General features: G+C 49.1%; 14 protein-coding genes. 6 read left to right on the top strand and 8 right to left on the bottom strand.

What is annotated here, in order from left to right; translation table 11 throughout:
• Positions 1-40: 40 nt before the first annotated feature.
• The 4 genes from OK023_RS05840 to lrp form a co-directional block, all read right to left on the bottom strand.
• Positions 41-1,384: a replication-associated recombination protein A gene (locus OK023_RS05840; RefSeq protein WP_317695817.1), complete on the bottom strand. Its 1,344-nt coding sequence runs from the start codon at positions 1,382-1,384 to the stop codon at positions 41-43.
• Between the two features lie 7 nt (positions 1,385-1,391).
• The gene (gene lolA / locus OK023_RS05835; RefSeq protein WP_317695815.1) at positions 1,392-2,003 is read right to left on the bottom strand and encodes an outer membrane lipoprotein chaperone LolA; all 612 of its coding nucleotides are present in this window, start codon (positions 2,001-2,003) and stop codon (positions 1,392-1,394) included.
• A 194-nt stretch (positions 2,004-2,197) separates the two neighbouring features.
• Complete coding sequence (locus OK023_RS05830; RefSeq protein WP_317695813.1) at positions 2,198-5,662, bottom strand: DNA translocase FtsK 4TM domain-containing protein; 3,465 nt, start codon at positions 5,660-5,662, stop codon at positions 2,198-2,200.
• 119 nt (positions 5,663-5,781) lie between these two features.
• Complete coding sequence (gene lrp, locus OK023_RS05825; protein ID WP_317695811.1) at positions 5,782-6,276, bottom strand: leucine-responsive transcriptional regulator Lrp; 495 nt, start codon at positions 6,274-6,276, stop codon at positions 5,782-5,784.
• A 1,003-nt stretch (positions 6,277-7,279) separates the two neighbouring features.
• On the opposite strand from lrp, the gene trxB reads away from it, so the two are divergent.
• The 5 genes from trxB to infA all read left to right on the top strand — a co-directional run bounded on the left by trxB (position 7,280) and on the right by infA (position 13,234).
• Positions 7,280-8,251 (top strand): thioredoxin-disulfide reductase, encoded by a 972-nt coding sequence (gene trxB / locus OK023_RS05820; protein ID WP_317695809.1) that lies wholly within the window; start codon positions 7,280-7,282, stop codon positions 8,249-8,251.
• A gap of 327 nt (positions 8,252-8,578) precedes the next feature.
• Positions 8,579-10,345 carry a heme ABC transporter permease/ATP-binding protein CydD gene (gene cydD, locus OK023_RS05815; protein WP_317695807.1) on the top strand — a complete coding sequence of 589 codons (1,767 nt, stop codon included), beginning with the start codon at positions 8,579-8,581 and terminating at the stop codon, positions 10,343-10,345.
• Positions 10,346-10,347: 2 nt separating this feature from the next.
• A complete protein-coding gene (gene cydC / locus OK023_RS05810) occupies positions 10,348-12,096 on the top strand; it encodes a heme ABC transporter ATP-binding protein/permease CydC (protein WP_317695805.1) in 1,749 nt (582 codons plus the stop codon).
• Positions 12,097-12,183: 87 nt separating this feature from the next.
• Entirely contained in the window at positions 12,184-12,909 is a 726-nt protein-coding gene (gene aat, locus OK023_RS05805) for a leucyl/phenylalanyl-tRNA--protein transferase (protein WP_317695803.1), read from the top strand.
• 106 nt (positions 12,910-13,015) lie between these two features.
• Entirely contained in the window at positions 13,016-13,234 is a 219-nt protein-coding gene (gene infA, locus OK023_RS05800) for a translation initiation factor IF-1 (RefSeq protein WP_002211347.1), read from the top strand.
• A gap of 204 nt (positions 13,235-13,438) precedes the next feature.
• Here infA and clpA read toward each other — a convergent pair whose 3' ends face one another.
• Complete coding sequence (gene clpA, locus OK023_RS05795; protein ID WP_317695797.1) at positions 13,439-15,718, bottom strand: ATP-dependent Clp protease ATP-binding subunit ClpA; 2,280 nt, start codon at positions 15,716-15,718, stop codon at positions 13,439-13,441.
• A gap of 27 nt (positions 15,719-15,745) precedes the next feature.
• The gene (gene clpS / locus OK023_RS05790; protein ID WP_317695795.1) at positions 15,746-16,066 is read right to left on the bottom strand and encodes an ATP-dependent Clp protease adapter ClpS; all 321 of its coding nucleotides are present in this window, start codon (positions 16,064-16,066) and stop codon (positions 15,746-15,748) included.
• A gap of 340 nt (positions 16,067-16,406) precedes the next feature.
• On the opposite strand from clpS, the gene cspD reads away from it, so the two are divergent.
• Positions 16,407-16,628, top strand: coding sequence for a cold shock-like protein CspD (gene cspD / locus OK023_RS05785; RefSeq protein ID WP_317695793.1), 222 nt, complete (start codon positions 16,407-16,409; stop codon positions 16,626-16,628).
• A gap of 199 nt (positions 16,629-16,827) precedes the next feature.
• Here the strand turns inward: cspD and macB are convergent, their stop codons facing one another.
• Together macB and macA are read right to left on the bottom strand one after the other, a co-directional pair.
• Complete coding sequence (gene macB / locus OK023_RS05780; protein ID WP_317695791.1) at positions 16,828-18,774, bottom strand: macrolide ABC transporter ATP-binding protein/permease MacB; 1,947 nt, start codon at positions 18,772-18,774, stop codon at positions 16,828-16,830.
• Positions 18,774-19,886 (bottom strand): macrolide transporter subunit MacA, encoded by a 1,113-nt coding sequence (gene macA, locus OK023_RS05775; protein WP_317695789.1) that lies wholly within the window; start codon positions 19,884-19,886, stop codon positions 18,774-18,776. The genes macB and macA overlap by 1 nt, the downstream gene beginning before the upstream one ends.
• Positions 19,887-19,926: the final 40 nt, after the last annotated feature.

Raw genomic sequence — 19,926 nt, 5'->3', positions numbered from 1 at the left:
AAGAAGTGTAATACTCGGTAACCTTACCGCAACGGCAACGCTAGCGGTAGCGTTTTGTCTGGCTATTTTGATCCTGCTCAGCGAGCCATGCCAACTTTTCACCGATTTTACCTTCCAGCCCACGCGAGGTTGGATGATAGTAGCGTGTCGCGGCCATTTCAGGCGGGAAATAACTTTCTCCGGCCGCGTAGCCATTGGGTTCATCATGGGCATAACGGTATTCGTCCCCCAACCCCATTTCTTTCATCAGTTTAGTTGGAGCATTGCGCAAGTGCTCAGGTACGTCGTAATCCGCCATTTCTTTAGCATCCCGCATTGCAGCTTTAAAAGCGGTATAAACGGCATTACTCTTTGGCGCACAAGCCAAATAGACGATCGCCTGGGCAATAGCACGTTCTCCTTCAGCAGGCCCGACCCGGGTGAAGCAATCCCAGGCGGCGATAGCAACTTGCATAGCCCGTGGATCGGCATTACCGACATCTTCGGATGCAATAGCCAACAAACGGCGTGCGACGTACAAGGGATCGCCACCCGCAGTAATGATACGCGCATACCAATAAAGCGCAGCATCTGGGGCCGAACCACGCACCGATTTATGCAGTGCGGAAATCAAGTCGTAATAGCGATCCCCTTTGTTGTCAAAACGCGCGCTACGCTCACCGGAGACCTCTTTCAGCAATTCTGTAGTAAGTACACGCATTCCCTTACTATCGATTTCAGCCATATCGGCCATCATCTCAAGGCTGTTCAACGCCCGGCGCGCATCGCCGCCCACCAGCTCAGCCAACATACGTCGGGTTTCTGGCGGCAAGGCTATATTCTGACTACCAAAGCCACGCTCAACGTCTTGCATTGCCTGGTCAACTACCAGAGCAATATCTTCTGCCGTGAGTGCTTTTAACAGATAAACTCTGGCCCGCGAAAGCAATGCCGAGTTCAACTCAAAGGAAGGGTTTTCTGTCGTTGCGCCAATAAAGGTAATAGTGCCATCTTCAATGTGCGGCAGAAAGGCATCCTGTTGACTTTTGTTGAAACGGTGTACTTCATCAACAAACAGAATGGTGCGGCGGCCAGCATCACGGTTTTGCCGTGCGCGCTCAATCGCTTCGCGGATCTCCTTGATGCCTGAAGTTACCGCTGAGATCCTTTCAACATCAGCCTGACCATAACGGCCAATCAGCTCCGCCAGCGTCGTTTTCCCCGTTCCCGGTGGCCCCCACAAGATCATCGAATGCAATTGTCCGGCTTCGATGGCACGTGGCAGAGGCTTACCGGGTGCCAGCAAGTGCTGCTGGCCGACATATTGTGCCAGCGTTGTTGGCCGCATACGCGCGGCTAACGGCTGGAATTCATTACGGGAAAAATCGAGCGACATGTTACTCACAAAAACCTCACTGGCGCTGGTCGTCCAGCGTTACCCCCTTCGGCGGGGTGAATTTGAATTTAGCCGCGTCGATACTGGCATTTTGCTGGCTTTTCAACTGATAGTCACTACGTTGGCCGTCCTGTTCAACCGCAGTAAAACTCTTTATTGTGCCGCTATTGGTGACAGTTATCGCGAACTGTTTGAGATTACCGCTGCTTGCTTTTGGCGTCAGTTCAAAGTCATCGCCTTTCTGCTTGACGTGGTACTGTTTCCAGTCATTGGAATTATTACGCGTGATCAGCATGAAAGGCGTATTACCGGTGGCATTCTTCAGCCAAGTTGCTGTAACCTGTTCAACAAACGGATTAAAGAACCATAGGGTTTCACCATCGGAAACCAGCACACTCTCATCTGGAGAAGTCATGTGCCAGTTGAACAGGTTAGGTCTTTTTACCCACAATTCGCCTTCCCCTTGCTGCACCGCTGCGCCATCACTGCCGGTAACAGATTGGGAGAAACTGGCATGGAAACTGTTTACTTTCGCCAAGCGACTTTGCAAATCTTGAGCGGCATCCGCCAGCACTGCGGTAGACGCGAATCCCGAAAGCAGACAACAGGCAACTAACAGTTTTTTCATTATTCCAGGCACCTTATGAAATACATTTGCCGCAAAGCGATACCTTACGGCCTCATTTTACCTTTAACTTACGGCACTTTACATGAAGCAATAAGCCAACAGCTAGAGCAATATTCTGATAAAAGCAAGGGTTTACGCTTCTTTGCATAAGGGCCGCAAAGCGGCCCTTATTTCTATAAATGCTCAATAATGGGTCAATCGGTGCGTGGTGGCGCAAGTACTTCACGGTTGCCGTTATGCCCCTGTTCACTGACAATACCTTGCGCTTCCATCTGCTCGATAATACGGGCCGCACGGTTATAACCGATACGGAACTGGCGCTGTACGCCGGAGATCGAGGCTCGGCGTTTATCCACCACAAACTCGACTGCTTGATCGAACAACGGATCCAGCTCTTCATCGCCATCAAAGCCACCACTACCGCCTTCCCCCTCTTCAGTTGCACTGAGGATGCCGTCTTTATATTGTGGCCGCTCACGCGCTTTCCAATCTTTAACTACCGCATGAACTTCCTGATCGCGAACAAAAGCGCCGTGCACCCGCACAGGAATAGAGGAATTCGGTGCCAAATACAGCATATCCCCCATACCCAACAGCGACTCGGCACCACCTTGATCGAGAATAGTTCGAGAGTCAATTTTACTGGATACGGTAAAAGCTATCCGCGTTGGTATATTCGCCTTGATCAAACCGGTAATGACATCCACTGATGGACGCTGGGTGGCCAATACCAGATGGATCCCTGCGGCACGCGCCTTCTGTGCCAGACGAGCGATCAGCTCTTCAACCTTTTTGCCCACCGTCATGATCAAATCGGCAAACTCATCGACCATCACCACGATGTAGGGTTCTTTCTCCAACACGGGAGGCGTGATGTTCATGCTGTCAGTCGGCTTCCAGAACGGATCTGGGATCGGCCGCCCCATCGCATCAGCCTGGTCAACTCGTTCGTTATAGCCTGCCAGATTACGTACCCCTAACGCAGACATCAGCTTATAACGGCGCTCCATCTCGGCCACACACCACCGCAAAGCGTTAGCTGCGTCTTTCATGTCGGTAACCACATCAGTCAACAGATGCGGGATACCTTCATAAACCGACAGCTCCAGCATTTTCGGGTCGATCATGATAAAGCGCACTTCTTTCGGCGTAGCTTTATACAAAATACTCAGGATCATCGCGTTGACACCAACCGACTTACCCGACCCCGTAGTACCAGCGACCAACAGATGCGGCATTTTAGCCAGATCGGCGACAACAGGTTGGCCAGAAATATCTTTGCCCAACACAATTGCCAGCGGCGAAGTATTATCACGGAACGCCGGACAATCCAGGACTTCGCGTAAATACACCGTTTGGCGTTTGGTATTCGGCAATTCCAACCCTACGTAAGGCTTTCCGGGGATAACTTCCACTACGCGAACAGCTGATGTTGATAATGAACGAGCCAGATCGCGCGACAGGTTGGAAATGCGCGCAGCCTTAACGCCAGGCGCCAAGTCAAGTTCAAAACGGGTAATTACTGGGCCAGGCAGAATATCAATCACATCAGCCTTAACTCGATAGTCTGCCAGACTGGCTTCTACCAATCGTGCTTTTTGCTCCAGCGCAAACATATCGACAGGTTCAATTTCTTTTGGAGCCTCACTCAACAGGTCCAATGTAGGCAACGGTGTAGTCGGTTTCTGCAAAGGCAAATCGTTACGCATCAGAAATGGATGGATCAAACTGTCCATCACTGGTGCGGTGGGTTTATCTTGCACCAGCTGCTGATAAGGTTGCTGTTGCGGTGTGTAAACAGACGCTTGCTGAACTTGGGGACGAGGTGCCTGGTAAGCGGACACTTCAGGTTCCAAATGGCCGAACGGTACATCATCCTCCCGCTCGCTTTCCTGCTCAATACTATCTTCAAGCTGCTGGGAGAGCGTGAACAAAGGTTCTTTGGGACCATCGTCAACCAAATCTGCCATTGGTGATAAACTGAAGACCTTTTCCGTATCGACAGAATGGGAAGGCGATGTCTTCTCAAGTTTAGCATCTTCCCCATACCGAGCTTGCTGTTGTTCGGCAAACTCCCGTTCAAGCGCAGCTACCTGGAGACTATCTTCATCATCCTGAAGATAATCTTCACCATAGCGCTCGCTTTGTTGCTCAGCAAAGGCATGGGACAATGCTGCTTCCTGGAGAGCTTTATCATCCAATGAATGGTCAACAGCCTCTGGATGAAACCCATCACAGCGATTACGTAGTTTTTGTTCGACATTACGCTGAGAAGGTAACTTGATGCCATAGGATGCTAGCTCACGGCGAGTAGGAATACGCACAGGATTTGGGCGTGGCAATTCCGGGCCAATGCCTTGTTTGATCTGAGAATGACTATCGCTGATCGCTGTAAACGCAGGCATGAAGGCATTGCTCACCGTACCAGCAGCAGAAGAAGCTGAGGGGGGCTTTACAGCCTCAAAGGTAGAAACCGTATCGCTGGCAGTTAAGCCCTTGAAAGGGCTTGCATCGTCGTTATCACGCTCGGCAGAAGAAAAATCAAACGATGCACGTTCTCGTGGCAAAGCAGGTGTATCTTGCCAATCCCCCAAACCTGGTTCAGCTTCATTGACGTAAGTATCCACCTGACGAGGTGTGTTTGATACTGGCGTTTCTTCAGGGATTTCAAAAGAGTACAGCGGTAGCGAACGATGCTCTGAAACAGAGGGCAATGGGTGCTGGTTGACAGAAGCGGGTGTAACAGACTCAACGTTTACTGACTCCGGAGCAGATACCTTGTTGAACACCTTTGTGCTATCAGCGGAAGCTGGTGCGTATTTAACAATAGGAGACTCATCGTTACTGGCACGTAAACCGCTTAGCTGTGGGTCTGCTGTATCTTGCACAGCTTCGCTTGCCGTTTCAGAGACGGAAGGTGCAGAAAACAGGACGTCATCATCAGCGACATCAACCGCAGATAGATCAAAAACTGCCTCTTTGCCCTTTATTTCGGGTTCATCAATCAGCGTGTCGTCGTCATCACGATAACGTTCATCGTGACGTGAGCGATTAGTCATAAAGGTAACTACACCCAGCACGACACCACCGATTTTTTCCGCAATCACTAGCCATGACCAACCGGTAAACAACGTAACTCCGGCACCCCAAACGCAAAGCAATGCCAAAGTAGCCCCTGTACCATTGAACCATGGCAGCATAGCGTTACTGAGTAAGCTGCCGATCACTCCACCAGAAGCAAAATAATACAGATCATCAACGTTCAATGCCGCAAGTCCGCAGGAAGTGAGAACCAGTGCAAATGTCCCTATCAGGCGCAATGCAAGCGCAAAATAATCAATATAATCGCTCTTTTCACGCTGACGATAACTCGTCCAGCAAAGAATCAGTATGATCGGAGGTATAGCGTACGCCAGAACACCAAAGGTGAAAAACAGTGTGTCGGCCAGCCAGGCTCCCAGCGTACCTCCCCAGTTATGGATAGGCTCATGCCAGGCAGTTTGCGACCAACCAGGGTCAGAGGGATCAAAACTGACGAGTGCAATGATCAGGTAAATAGCAAAAATGGAGATCACGATCAACACAGCTTCGAGCAAACGGCGCCCACTACTGAGTTTCTTCAGGGTTACTTCTTTATCTTCTGTATATTCCTGGCTCAAAAAAGGCACTCCAGGTTTCAGTTAGCTGATATGGTGACAGCGCCGAGGTTCTGCCCCGGCGCTGAGACTGTATGAATGAACAGGAGTGTAACGGATTTATTCGGGTTTTGCACCATACCTTACCGTGTTTTAATTACCAAACGGTTACTCTGTTTCACTTCTTCCATTACGACGTAAGTCCGTGTGTCGTTAACCCCCGGCAAACGCAGCAAAGTCTCACCTAACAATTTACGGTAGGCAGACATATCAGGTACGCGGGTTTTCAACAAGTAGTCGAAATCGCCGGAAACCAGATGACATTCTTGAATCTCTTCAAGTTTCTGCACTGCCGAGTTGAATTGCTCAAATACATCTGGTGCACCACGGTTGAGCGTAATTTCCACGAAAACCAGTAAAGAAGCATCAAGATAATGTGGGTTGAGCAATGCGGTATAACCATGAATAAAGCCTTGGCGCTCCAGACGGCGAACACGCTCTAAGCATGGAGTTGGAGATAAACCTACTCGCTTTGAAAGCTCGACGTTCGATATTCGTCCATCCTTTTGCAACTCATTGAGGATGTTACGATCAATACGATCGAGGTCTTTACCCGGGCGTTTTTTAGTGTCTATCATTATATTGCCTCTCTTATGTTCTTCCCTGCACTTGCACACCCCAGCCAAAGTCAATGTGCAAAGGATTGTTCCAAGCGAAGACGCGATATCAATATTATTAGGCGACCATCTACGCGGTGTGATGTCAGCCGCCCTAGTCCTTGTTCACTACCATTATCCACCGTTGTCTCGTCTGTCTCATACCCGTGGTCTTTCAAGATTCAGCAATGTTCAAACCTGCTCCAAGCAGATTTTTGAATTACGTGACGCCGATAAGCTCATCGTAATCCCTTTCATTCGCCGCCTGTCTGCTTCTTGAAATAGCTTGGGTATATCCTCCTTGTCCAACGAATTCAAGTGATGTTTTTGTTAAGAAATAAATTAACCGCTGCCAATCACTAACCACGTATTCACCTTATAGTTTGAGACTATCTTCAACCTCGTCGTTGTAAATACATTCAATTGGCTTGTTACTGACATAGGTATAATTTCTTCTTCACATGATGTTTTCGCAAATGCACAGCGGATTGTCAAAGTAAAAGAAGTAAAATCAGTAGAACGTACCGTCAAAAAATATTAGTGCCTGTTTTTTATCCAGAAATCTGCATAATAAAAAATATCCATTAGCTGCATAATCTACGTTAATCTATGTCAATTAAGTGCCTATGATGGTGAAGTAGATCCAAAAATCCATCATTAAACTGGCGGGTATTTCCACCGGGCGGTTGAAATCATTGAGTATTGCTGCGTTATTCGCCGTTTACTGGTGCCACTCAATCTCACGCTTTGCCTTGCACTCAAATGGCCATCAGTAGCGTTCGTGTGCTGCGAGAAAGGCACTGACTAAACAACTCTCTAGTCTAAGCCCACTTGTTTCTCGCATTTGTTATTGCCAAAGAGTAAGAAATTAATAGGCGGCAATTATCAAACAAATCGTTTACAACGCTCTCAGATACTTTTTTTACTACTGCATTTTCCCTACAATCGTCGACATTGTCCGCCATTCTGGAAAAAGAGGCTATTCATGGGCACGGTTAAACATAGCAAGTTATTGATTCTGGGTTCTGGCCCAGCGGGCTACACTGCGGCAGTTTACGCAGCACGCGCCAACCTCAATCCGGTGTTGATCACCGGTATGGAACAAGGTGGTCAGTTGACCACAACTACCGACGTCGAAAATTGGCCGGGGGACGCTGAAGGTTTGACAGGCCCGGCATTGATGGAACGTATGCGTGAGCACGCAGAAAAATTTAACACCGAGATCGTTTTTGATCATATCAACAGTGCCGACTTGCAAAATCGTCCATTTCGCCTGTTTGGTGATAGCGGCGAATACAGCTGTGATGCACTGATTATTGCAACCGGTGCGTCAGCACGTTATTTAGGTTTGCCATCTGAAGAGGCGTTCAAAGGCAAAGGAGTTTCAGCCTGCGCAACCTGTGACGGTTTCTTCTATCGCAACCAGAAGGTCGCTGTGGTCGGTGGCGGTAATACTGCTGTGGAAGAAGCACTCTACCTGTCCAACATTGCCTCTGAAGTCCACCTAATCCACCGCCGTGATAGTTTCCGTTCGGAAAAAATTCTCATCAATCGTCTCATGGAAAAAGTGAAGAACGGTAACATTGTTCTACACACCGACAACACGTTGGATGAAGTTTTGGGTGACCAGATGGGTGTAACAGGTGTTCGTGTGCGCAGCACCAAAGATGAGAACAAAACTGAAGAGTTGGCTGTTGCTGGTGTATTCATTGCTATCGGGCACAGTCCAAACACATCCATCTTCGGCAATCAGCTTGAACTGGAAAACGGCTATATTAGGGTTAATTCCGGCATCCAAGGTAACGCGACACAAACCAGCATCCCGGGAGTGTTCGCTGCTGGCGATGTTATGGACCACATTTATCGTCAGGCCATTACCTCTGCCGGCTCAGGTTGTATGGCTGCACTGGATGCTGAGCGCTATCTTGACGGCATCGCACAAACAACGGCTCAATAAACCCTTAGTAAAATCTCAACAAGGCGGCTCTATTCAGCCGCCTTGTTGTCGCTTTATTGCTCGCAGATAGAGGCCACTAACGACCAATTGAGAACATTCGCACGGTCAATACCTGAGCGATAACGAACTAGCCCACTGAATTATCTACGGTAAATTGGCCGCAAACAGTGCATGATTGCACCGGTCGTACAGGATATTTATTTTAAGTCTATAGAGTGTCGGGGTAACATTAGCGTTCACTTGTCTTGCTTCGGGATGAAGCAAACGTTATTTAACAGTACGTTAACCTAGCTTGTTTTGACAAGCATCGGCGACGCAGACTACCTGATGAAAAAAACCAGACAGCACCAGTTAACCCGTTGGCTCAAAACACAGAGCACGTTAGCGCACCGTTGGCTGCGCTTATCCATGCTGTTAGGCCTGGCAAGCGGTATTTCAATCATCGTACAAGCATGGCTGCTAGCCTTCTTACTCCATGCACTGATTATTGAACATCAACCTCGTGATGCGCTTATCCCATCGTTTATTTGGCTCGCAGCCACCTTTGCATTACGCGCATTGCTAAGCTGGTTACGCGAACACGTTGGCTTCATTTGCGGACAAGTCATACGCCAACGCATGCGAGAACAGATATTGGATAAACTACAGCAGTTAGGTCCTGCATGGGTTCGAGGAAAACCCGCGGGCAGTTGGGCAAGTATCATTATTGAACAGATTGAAGATATGCAGGATTATTATTCGCGCTATCTTCCACAAATGTACTTGGCCGTTTTTATTCCAGTGCTGATACTGATCACTCTATTCCCAATTAACTGGGCCGCCGGGTTTATTCTACTGGCTACCGCGCCATTGATCCCTCTGTTCATGGCTTTGGTTGGTATGGGCGCAGCGGACGCCAATCGACGTAATTTTGTTGCACTGGCGCGCCTCAGTGGCAATTTTCTTGATCGTTTACGCGGGCTGGAAACATTGCGCCTGTTCAACCGAGGGGAAACAGAAACCCAACACATTGCCAAATCTTCAGAGGACTTCCGTCAGCGCACTATGGAAGTCCTGCGTATGGCTTTTCTCTCCTCCGCTGTACTGGAATTCTTCGCTTCCATTTCCATTGCCGTTGTCGCGGTCTATTTTGGTTTCTCCTATCTTGGTGAACTGAATTTTGGTAGTTACGGTACCGGCATAACGCTGTTCTCTGGTTTTCTGGTACTGATCCTGGCGCCGGAATTCTTCCAACCATTACGCGATTTGGGTGCTTTTTATCACGCTAAAGCGCAGGCCATTGGGGCTGCCGAAGCGCTGGAAACATTTTTAACGGCTGAAGGAGAATGCGTTGGGAATGGCACGCAATCACTGGATATCGAAGCGCCGCTAACCATACGGGCACAAGGCTTAGAAATCCTCTCACCCAACGGGGCCGTACTTGCAGGGCCGCTTGATTTTACTTTACCAGCCAATCAGCGGATTGCTCTGGTCGGGCTTAGCGGAGCTGGAAAAAGTTCACTGTTGAACCTGTTGCTCGGTTTTCTGCCCTACCGTGGTTCGTTGCAGATTAATGGAACGGAACTACGTGACCTAGCCGCTCCTGGCTGGCGTGAGCAACTGGGTTGGGTAGGACAAAACCCGCATCTGCCTGCACAAACATTGCGGGACAATATCCTGCTCGGCTACCCAAATGCTAGTGAGGTTCAATTAAAACAAGCGCTTGAACAGGCTTACGTCACGGAATTTCTGCCATATTTGCCAGACGGGTTGGATACCGATTTGGGTGACGGTGCCGCACGGCTTTCCGTAGGGCAGGCACAGCGGGTGGCGGTAGCACGAGCTTTGCTCAGCCCTCGCCGATTACTGTTATTGGATGAACCCGCTGCAAGTCTAGATGCACACAGTGAACAACTGGTGATGCAGGCGTTAAATGCAGCATCTCATCAGCAGACCACATTGTTGGTTACGCACCAGTTGGAAGATACGGAAGACTATGACCAGATTTGGGTGATGAATAGAGGAAAGCTCGTCCAGCAAGGCAATTATGCCACGCTTAGCACACAACCCGGTCTGTTTGCCAATCTGCTAGCACACCGCAGAGAGGAGCTATAATCATGCACGTTTTGCTACCATTTCTGGCGTTATACCGCCGCCACTCTTTTTTGATCCTGTTGGGTATCACCCTGGCGATCATCACATTGCTGGCCAGTATCGGTTTGCTGGCCTTATCGGGTTGGTTTCTTGCCGCTTCCTCATTGGCAGGGCTAGCAGGCTTAGCAACCTTTAACTACATGCTGCCAGCTGCAGGCGTTCGTGGCGCAGCAATTTTCCGTACTGCCGGTCGTTACGCCGAGCGTGTCGTCAGCCATGATGCTACGTTCCGTATACTGTCGCATCTGCGCGTTTTTACCTTCCAGAAGATTCTGCCATTAACGCCGGGCGGTATTGCGCGTTTTCGTCAAGCTGAATTACTGAACCGCCTGGTTGCCGATGTCGATACGCTCGATCATCTCTATTTACGCGTTATCTCGCCAATGGCCAGCGCTGCTGTGGTGATTATGGTTGTCACCTTTGGTTTGAGCTTTCTGGATGGTCCGCTGGCGCTAACGCTGGGCGGTATTCTATTGCTGTTGCTGTTAGTGATACCCCCTGCTTTTTATCGCGCAGGTAAGCCGATAGGGGAAGAACTCACCCTGCTACGTAGTCGATACCGCACGGAACTCACTTCCTGGCTGCAAGGACAAGCAGAATTGGTTGTTTTTGGTGCACTGGGTGATTTCCGCCAGAAACTCAACGCTGCCGAACGATACTGGCAACGCCGTCAATGGCAGCAAGCGTCATTGAGTGGGATCGCCTTAGCATTGATGATCACTGCTAGCGGTCTCACCGTAACGCTACTGCTATGGCTTGCTGCAGCAGCTATTGGGGGCAATACTCAACCCGGTGCGCTTATCGCCTTGTTCGCATTTGCTGCCCTTGCTTCTTTTGAAGCCATGATGCCTGTTGCAGGGGCTTTTCAACATCTAGGTCAGGTGATCGCTTCCGCAAAGAGAGTCAAACAGATCATTGAGCAGCAACCAGAGGTGGCTTTCCCAACTACCGGGCCAGCGGCACAACAAAGTGCATCATTGCAGATAAGTGAAGTCACCTTTACCTATCCAGAGCAAGCACTGCCAGTATTACAAAAGGTTGTGCTGGATATCGCCGCTGGTGAGCATATCGCCCTCTTGGGCCGTACGGGATGTGGTAAGTCGACCCTGTTGCAGCTATTAACCCGTGCATGGGATCCAGACAGTGGCGAAATTCGGCTTAATGGCAAAGCATTGAACGCTTATGATGAATCAACGTTGCGAGCCATGACTACCGTAGTCAGCCAGCGAGTGCATATCTTCAGCACTACGCTACGTGAGAATCTGCGTATCGCCAGCCCCAAAGCTACCGATGAAAAACTAAACAGTGTCCTACAGCAGGTAGGGCTGGATAAGCTATTGGAAAACGAGGGATTGAACGCTTGGTTAGGTGAAGGTGGCCGTCAACTGTCCGGCGGTGAACAACGCCGTTTGGGCATCGCTCGAGCTTTATTGCACTCAGCTCCGTTAGTATTACTCGATGAACCCACAGAAGGGCTTGATGCCGAAACAGAACAGCAGATCCTGACGCTATTGCGTAGTCATTGCCGTGACAAAACATTGATTCTGATCACCCACCGCTTATATGGGCTGGAGAATTTTGACCGCATCTGCGTTATGGACGGTGGTAATGTCGTCGAACAAGGAAGCCACGCCAAACTGATGGTTCAGCAAGGCCGCTATGCGCATTTCCGCCAGCGTGTTGGCCATGTCAAACCAGCATCGCTCAGATAACCCGCAACATTAGAAGATCACAGCCTGTATCGTGAAATAACGTGTGTATGGGTGCAAAACAGCTTGTAAGCTACGTTAAGGGGTTTTATGCACATTGTTAGGCTGTCTCCAACATCTGTCACCTTTCCCTCACCAGAAGCCGCCCTGAGCGATCCTAATGGCTTACTAGCGATAGGGGGAGATCTGACACCTTCACGTTTGTTGACCGCATATGCCTGCGGGATCTTCCCATGGTACTCCCCTGGGGAAGAAATTTTGTGGTGGTCACCGGATCCGCGTGCGGTGCTTGTTCCACACGAATATCATGCTAGCCGCAGCCTTAAGCGTTTCCTGCGTGGAGCCCCTTTTCGGATCACTCTCAATCATGATTTTGCAGCAGTGATAAACGCTTGCGCACAGCGTCCCGATGAAGGCACCTGGATCGGTGAAGACATACAGCATGCCTATTTACAGCTGCATCGTATGGGGTACGCACATTCCGTTGAAGTATGGCGAGGGGAAGAACTTGTTGGCGGTTTATATGGGATTATTCAGGGTGCGCTGTTCTGTGGCGAGTCTATGTTCAGCCGCACCACCAATGCATCAAAATGTGCCTTGATGGCCTTTTGTCACCATTTTGCTAGTTATGGCGGGGAATTGATTGACTGTCAGGTGCTTAACGCTCACACTGCCCGGCTTGGAGCAAGGGAAATTCCCCGTAGCCAATTTTTGCAGCGACTGAGCAACCTTCAGCGCAAAACTTTAGCGCAGGAGTGCTGGTTGCCGCAAGTTATACCCCCACAGCAGGTTGAACCACCCTCCCCAACAAACTAATTTTGTGGAAACGGTGCATTGTTCACCGACACTTCTTTACATAATGTGGGTTTTTCGGCATTATCTTGCCGGTTAAAAACTAAGGTAGTTACACCTAGAGGATTCGATGGCCAAAGAAGACAATATTGAAATGCAGGGCACCGTTCTTGATACGTTGCCAAACACCATGTTCCGCGTTGAATTGGAAAACGGGCACGTGGTAACCGCTCATATCTCCGGTAAAATGCGTAAAAACTATATCCGCATCCTGACGGGTGACAAAGTCACTGTAGAGCTGACCCCGTACGACCTGAGCAAAGGCCGCATTGTCTTCCGTAGTCGCTAATAGGCTCACCCGTTGCCAACTATTGGCAACATCGAGGATGTGATCCCTCAAGAGCCCTTTCCGTTTACCGCCGCCGCAGCGTTCAACATTGAGTTTTTTGGCGCGGGTAAACCGAGAGGGCTCGAATATTTGCTCTCTACAATACAATTTACCCCATAAAAAAAGCGATGCTTCTGCATCGCTTTTTTGTCAGTGGGTTACCACTTAGTGAACGGCTCCCTCATCAGCTTTACGCTTCTGAGCGCTAAGGAAGTGGTAAGTCAACTGTTTGGTTTCTTTATCAAGCTCGACTTTCACCGAACCGCCATCAACCAAGGAACCGAATAGCAATTCGTTGGCTAGTGGTTTTTTCAAACTCTCTTGCATGACACGAGCCATTGGGCGTGCCCCCATCGCACGGTCATAGCCTTTAACGGACAGCCAATCACGCGCTTCATGGCTAACTTCCAGAGATACCCCTTTCGCATCCAACTGAGCCTGCAGTTCAACGATAAATTTATCGACAACTTGCTGGATCACCGCAGTAGAGAGTGGTTTAAACCAGATAATGTTGTCCAGACGGTTACGGAATTCTGGCGTAAACACTTTCTTGATCTCTTCCATCGCATCAATACTGTTGTCCTGTTCAATCAGGCCAATCGATTTACGTTCAGTTTCACGAACCCCTGCGTTAGTCGTCATCACCAGGATAATGTTACGGAAATCTGCTTTACGGCCATTATTGTCAGTCAGTGTCCCATTGTCCATAACCTGCAACAGCAGGTTGAACACATCAGGATGCGCTTTCTCAATCTCATCCAACAGTACCACGGCATGGGGATGTTTAATCACCGCATCAGTCAGCAATCCCCCTTGATCGTAACCAACGTAACCCGGAGGGGCACCTATCAAACGGCTAACAGTATGGCGCTCCATATATTCAGACATATCAAACCGCAACAGCTGGATATCCAGCGCCTTCGCCAATTGAACCGTTACTTCAGTTTTCCCAACCCCTGTTGGTCCAGCAAACAGGAAAGACCCTACAGGCTTGCGATCTTGGCCAAGGCCTGCACGACTCATTTTGATCGCTTCCGTCAGCGCTTCTATCGCCGGATCTTGGCCGAATACCAGCATTTTCAGACGATCGCCCAGACTTCTTAACACATCGCGATCGCTGGCAGAGACTGTTTTTTCCGGGATACGTGCAATACGTGCAACCACAGATTCGATGTCTGACACATTGACCGTCTTCTTGCGCTTGTTCAGTGGCAACAAACGGCTGCGGGCACCAGCTTCATCGATCACATCTATCGCCTTGTCCGGCAGATGGCGGTCATTGATATATTTTACCGAAAGCTCCACCGCAGCACGGATTGCTTTCGCAGTATAGCGAACATCGTGATGCGCCTCGTATTTAGTTTTCAGACCATTAATGATCTGGATGGTCTCTTCCGGCGTTGGTTCGATAATGTCTATTTTCTGGAAACGGCGTGCTAATGCACGATCCTTTTCGAAAATACTGCTGAACTCCTGATAGGTGGTAGAACCGATCACACGGATCTTGCCGCTGGACAACAACGGCTTAATCAGGTTAGCAGCATCGACTTGACCACCAGAAGCCGCTCCAGCACCGATAATAGTGTGGATTTCGTCAATAAACAGAATGCTGTTGTGATCCTGCTCCAGCTGTTTCAGCAATGCCTTGAAACGCTTCTCAAAATCGCCGCGATATTTAGTACCGGCCAGCAGAGAACCTATATCCAGAGAGTAGATTGTACAATCTGACATTACCTCTGGCACATCGCCTTGCACAATACGCCAAGCTAACCCTTCGGCAATCGCGGTTTTACCTACGCCAGACTCACCTACCAATAACGGGTTGTTTTTACGGCGACGGCATAGCACTTGAATAGTACGCTCAAGTTCACGGTCACGGCCAATCAGTGGGTCGATACCCCCCACGCGAGCAAGTTGATTCAGGTTGGTGGTGAAGTTTTCCATACGGTCTTCCCCTCCAGATTGCTCTTCGTTTACCGGGTTTTCCGTATTTTGCGCCTGTCCCGGCTCATCTTTACGTGTACCATGTGAAATGAAGTTCACCACATCAAGGCGGCTTACGTCGTGTTTGCGTAACAAATAAGCCGCTTGCGACTCCTGTTCGCTGAAGATCGCGACCAACACATTGGCACCGCTGACTTCGTTACGGCCCGATGATTGCACATGGAACACCGCACGCTGCAATACACGCTGGAAGCTAAGCGTAGGCTGAGTGTCACGCTCATCCTCACTCGCAGGCAGCATAGGCGTAGTCTGTTCAATAAAGGCTTCCAGTTCCTGACGTAACGCCGCCAGATCCACCGTACATGCCTCAAGCGCTTCTCGCGCGGCAGGGTTGCTGAGTAATGCCAGCAACAGGTGCTCCACGGTCATAAACTCATGTCTGTGCTCACGCGCCCTGGCGAAAGCCATGTTGAGACTGAGTTCCAGTTCTTGATTGAGCATAGGCACCTCCCCAATAGATTACCTTTTTCAGGCTTTTTCTAGCGTACAGAGCAACGGATGCTCATTCTCCCTTGCGTAGCGATTCACGTAGACTACCTTGGTTTCTGCCACCTCGGCAGTGAAAACACCACAGATAGCTTTGCCTTTATAGTGGACCGTGAGCATCAGTTGCGTTGCACGTTCAACATCATAAGAAAAGAACTTTTGTAGGACGTCAATCACAAATTCCATCGGTGTATAATCGTCGTTATTAAGTATAACTTTATACATTGATGGCGGTTTTACCTCATCGATTTGCTTTTCTTTAACCAAGTGCTCAACATTTAGCCAATCATTAGTCTTGCCCATCGCTGCTCATCTTCTCTGCAATGCCCCGTACATGGGGTCACATTCAGGTTATACAATGCGGATTACCACGATCATTTTATCATCTTCTCATCCAGTTAGCCGCAGTGTAAATCGAATATCCATCATTCAATCTGCCATAATTTGTTACCAAATAATCTCAATAGCGTTAACTGCTTCAAACTTTAGTTAACTGATCGGTACTGTGAAAAGCAGATCCCTTGACGTGATGATCAATTGCTCTACAGTGTAATTTTGTAGGCTGCTGGTCTTTTAACCAGCCTACTCTTCAGAATCAGTTATTCATCTCATCTAAAAATGGCGCTGCGAGGGATCTAGAAGCATGGAGACGGGTACTGTTAAATGGTTTAATAACGCAAAAGGTTTCGGTTTTATTTGCCCTGAAGCTGGCGGCGAAGATATCTTCGCCCATTATTCGACAATCAAGATGGATGGTTACAGAACGTTGAAAGCGGGTCAACAAGTCAGGTTTGACGTGCATCAAGGACCGAAAGGCAACCATGCAAGTCTTATTCTGCCGCTGGAAAGCGAGGTGTTAGCCTAGACGCTGCGAAAGGCCATTATCTATATCCGGGTCACGTCAAGTGTGTAGGTGGAGGACTGAACGAGCAGCAATAGCTTGAAGGACAACGGGTATCAATCCATGTTAAAAATGCCTGCCGTATAACGGCCGGCATTTTATTTGTCTGTGCGCCATTATCAGTATCCCATTTTACTTTGAGTTACGTTAGGAACGTATCGTTTTACTCACGAGCCAAAGCGTCGATAGGATTCAACCGTGCGGCATTTCGCGCTGGTAGATAACCAAATACCACACCAATACCTGTTGAACATAAGAACGCACTCAACAATGCGGCAGGCGGAAATTTGATTTGCCAACCGGGCAACACAAGCTCTGCCAGTAAGCCAATAACAAACGACAGGGTAATTCCAACCGCTCCCCCAACCAGGCAAACCAGTATTGCCTCTATCAGGAACTGCTGTAGAACATCGCTAGAACGGGCTCCTACCGCCATCCGAATGCCAATTTCACGTGTTCGTTCCGTTACCGAGACCAGCATGATATTCATCACCCCAATCCCTCCTACCACCAGCGAAATCACAGCGACCAAGGTCAGGAAAAGTTGCAAAGTGCGAGTAGTTTTCTCCGCGGTCTGTACTAGGCTATCCATGTTATAGGTGAAGAAATCTTTCTTACCGTGAAGCAACGTCAGTAAACGCGTTAATTGTTGTTCCGCTTCCTGACTGCTGTATCCATCACGAATACGCACGGTAATAGAATCAAAATAGTCGTGCCCCACCAACCGGTTGGCCATGGTAGTATAGGGCACCCACACGTTAAGCGTATTGCTACTGCCAAACATCGACGGCTTGATTTGCGCTACACCAACCACTGTCGCGGGCATGTTGCCAACCAAGATCACTTTACCAACCACATCTCTCTGATGCGGGAATAACCGGCGTTGCGTATTGGCATCAATCACCGCAATCTGCGCTTGCGATTGCACTTGCCTGGTATCAATACCTCTTCCTTGGGAAAATGTCATGCCATAAACCCGGAAATACTCTGCGTTGACACCAGATACATTAGCCGCCACATCAATGCTGCCAAAACGTAGGCGCATGCTGCTACCAATGTTTGGTGAAAGCGCGTTGACATAAGGCTGTTCACTCAGCGCACTCAGATCGCCGTATTTCAACGACTGACGAAGGGTAGGATCATCGTCACCAAAATCTTTACCAGGAAAAACATCCACGGTATTGGTACCAATAGACTTAATATCGGCAAGAACCATCTGTTTGGCCGCATCACCAATAACCAGAATAGAGACTACAGAAGCAATACCAATAACGATCCCCAACATGGTCAATGCAGTACGCATTTTGTTGGCTGCCATTGCTCGCCACGCCATAATCAACGACTCGCGAAAACGCCCAGAAACCTGTCGCCAAGATGGCGATGGAACTGTCAGTATCAATTTTTTTGACTGGGGATTTGTTTGTATAGGCGGACGTGAATCGGCAACAATTTCCCCATCACGAATTTCGATAATTCTTTCAGCCTGACGTGCTACTGCAGCATCATGGGTCACAATAATAACGGTATGCCCTTGCTCTCGCAGTTGCTTGAGGATATTCATCACCTCCCCACCAGAATGGCTGTCGAGTGCGCCTGTGGGTTCATCTGCCAGGATCACTTGACCACCGTTCATCAACGCTCGTGCAATGCTTACACGCTGCTGTTGCCCACCGGAAAGCTGATTTGGTCGATACGCGGTTCGTTCCCCTAACCCGAGACGCTGTAGCAGTGCAACTGCCCTTTCACGCCGAGCCACCTTACTTAGCCCCGCGTAAACAGCAGGCACCTCAACATTATGGGCCGCACTAAGATGTGGGAGCAGATGATAACGCTGAAAAATAAAACCAAAATGCTCACGTCTGAGCTGAGCTAACGCATTACTATCAAGCGCCGCAACATCCTGCCCAGCAACGCGATATATCCCAGTACTGGGTTTATCCAGACAACCGAGAATATTCATCAACGTGGATTTACCCGACCCCGAAGCCCCCATGATTGCCACCATTTCACCGGCATCAATGCGCAAACTGACATTTTTCAACACATCCACTGTCTGTTCGCCAGAGAGATAACAGCGTCCTATCCCACTCAATTCCAGCAAGGCCGCCATCAGTTGTTCTCCACGCCGCCACGGCTGATAATCACTTCTTCTCCATCAGACAATCCGCTGAGAATCTGTACATCAATATTGTTACGAATGCCAATATTGACTTCTCGTTTCTCTTCTTTGCCCTGCTTCAACACTGAAACATGATAGCGAGCGTCGGCAATCTGATCGCCTAAGGCAACCAACGGGATGACTAAGGCATCTCTGACAGCGGAAAGTTGAATATGCACTTGAGCAGTCATTTGCAAGCGAAGTAAACCTTCAGGATTAGGCACCTCAAAACGCGCGTAGTAAAAAATGGCATTGTTGATTTTCACTGGCGTTGGTTGGATGTCTTTCAGCACACCATCAAAACGTTTATCCGGGTCCCCCAGTACGGTAAACCAGGCTTTCTGACCTGGTTTAAGATTGATAACATCAGCTTCAGAAACCTCGGCTTTCACCAGCATCGTATGCATATCTGCTAATGTCAGAATGTTAGGCGCTTGCTGCGCGGCGATCACAGTCTGGCCTTGCAAAGTGGTGATCTGAACGACATCACCATCCATGGGTGCTTCTATTCGGGTATAGGTGAGATTGAGCCTGGCAGTATCCAGGCTGGCCTGGTTTTTGGCGATTTGAGCCTTGATGGTATCCACTTGGGCTTGTTTCACCGTCAGTTCTGTCGCGTATTTATCCAGATCCTGACGCGCTAGCGCCTGTAAATGGGCCAGCTCACGATTGCGTTGTAACGTTACTGCTGCCAACTGCCGTTCCGCATTGGCCTGCTGCAACCGTGCCTGCAATTCCTGCAATGTCGCTTCGCTTTCACGAATGCTGTTTAGCGCCTGTTGAGGATCGATAACGCCAAGCAGTTGGCCTTTTTTCACTTTATCGCCAATTTCAACGTTCAAGCTCTCCAGTTGCCCACTAACCTGAGCCCCAACGTCTACTTTGCGCAATGCATCCAACTGGCCTGTCGCCAACACGCTTTGTTGCAACTCACGCTTTGTGACCTTGATCGTCTTGAATTCAACCGGTGCGGGATGACTAAAGTGCCAATAAAACAGAATGAAGAGCGTGAGCAGAACCACTCCTCCTATCACCCAGCGTTTTTTCCGTCCCTTTAACCACATCAAAATACTCCTACCTCTTTATTTATGCCTTCCCTGACTA

The sequence above is a fragment of the Serratia sp. UGAL515B_01 genome, from assembly GCF_033095805.1.
Taxonomy (GTDB): Bacteria; Pseudomonadota; Gammaproteobacteria; order Enterobacterales; family Enterobacteriaceae; genus Chania.
This window is presented reverse-complemented; position numbering and strand designations above follow the sequence as displayed.

Excerpts from the sequence above, each read along its gene's own strand:
- cydD (WP_317695807.1), top strand. The coding sequence starts at position 8,579 with ATGAAAAAAACCAGACAGCACCAGTTAACCCGTTGGCTCAAAACACAG.
- lrp (WP_317695811.1), bottom strand. The coding sequence starts at position 6,276 with ATGATAGACACTAAAAAACGCCCGGGTAAAGACCTCGATCGTATTGAT.
- cspD (WP_317695793.1), top strand. The coding sequence starts at position 16,407 with ATGGAGACGGGTACTGTTAAATGGTTTAATAACGCAAAAGGTTTCGGT.
- clpA (WP_317695797.1), bottom strand. The coding sequence starts at position 15,718 with ATGCTCAATCAAGAACTGGAACTCAGTCTCAACATGGCTTTCGCCAGG.
- trxB (WP_317695809.1), top strand. The coding sequence starts at position 7,280 with ATGGGCACGGTTAAACATAGCAAGTTATTGATTCTGGGTTCTGGCCCA.
- infA (WP_002211347.1), top strand. The coding sequence starts at position 13,016 with ATGGCCAAAGAAGACAATATTGAAATGCAGGGCACCGTTCTTGATACG.
- aat (WP_317695803.1), top strand. The coding sequence starts at position 12,184 with ATGCACATTGTTAGGCTGTCTCCAACATCTGTCACCTTTCCCTCACCA.
- lolA (WP_317695815.1), bottom strand. The coding sequence starts at position 2,003 with ATGAAAAAACTGTTAGTTGCCTGTTGTCTGCTTTCGGGATTCGCGTCT.
- macA (WP_317695789.1), bottom strand. The coding sequence starts at position 19,886 with ATGTGGTTAAAGGGACGGAAAAAACGCTGGGTGATAGGAGGAGTGGTT.
- clpS (WP_317695795.1), bottom strand. The coding sequence starts at position 16,066 with ATGGGCAAGACTAATGATTGGCTAAATGTTGAGCACTTGGTTAAAGAA.
- macB (WP_317695791.1), bottom strand. The coding sequence starts at position 18,774 with ATGGCGGCCTTGCTGGAATTGAGTGGGATAGGACGCTGTTATCTCTCT.
- cydC (WP_317695805.1), top strand. The coding sequence starts at position 10,348 with ATGCACGTTTTGCTACCATTTCTGGCGTTATACCGCCGCCACTCTTTT.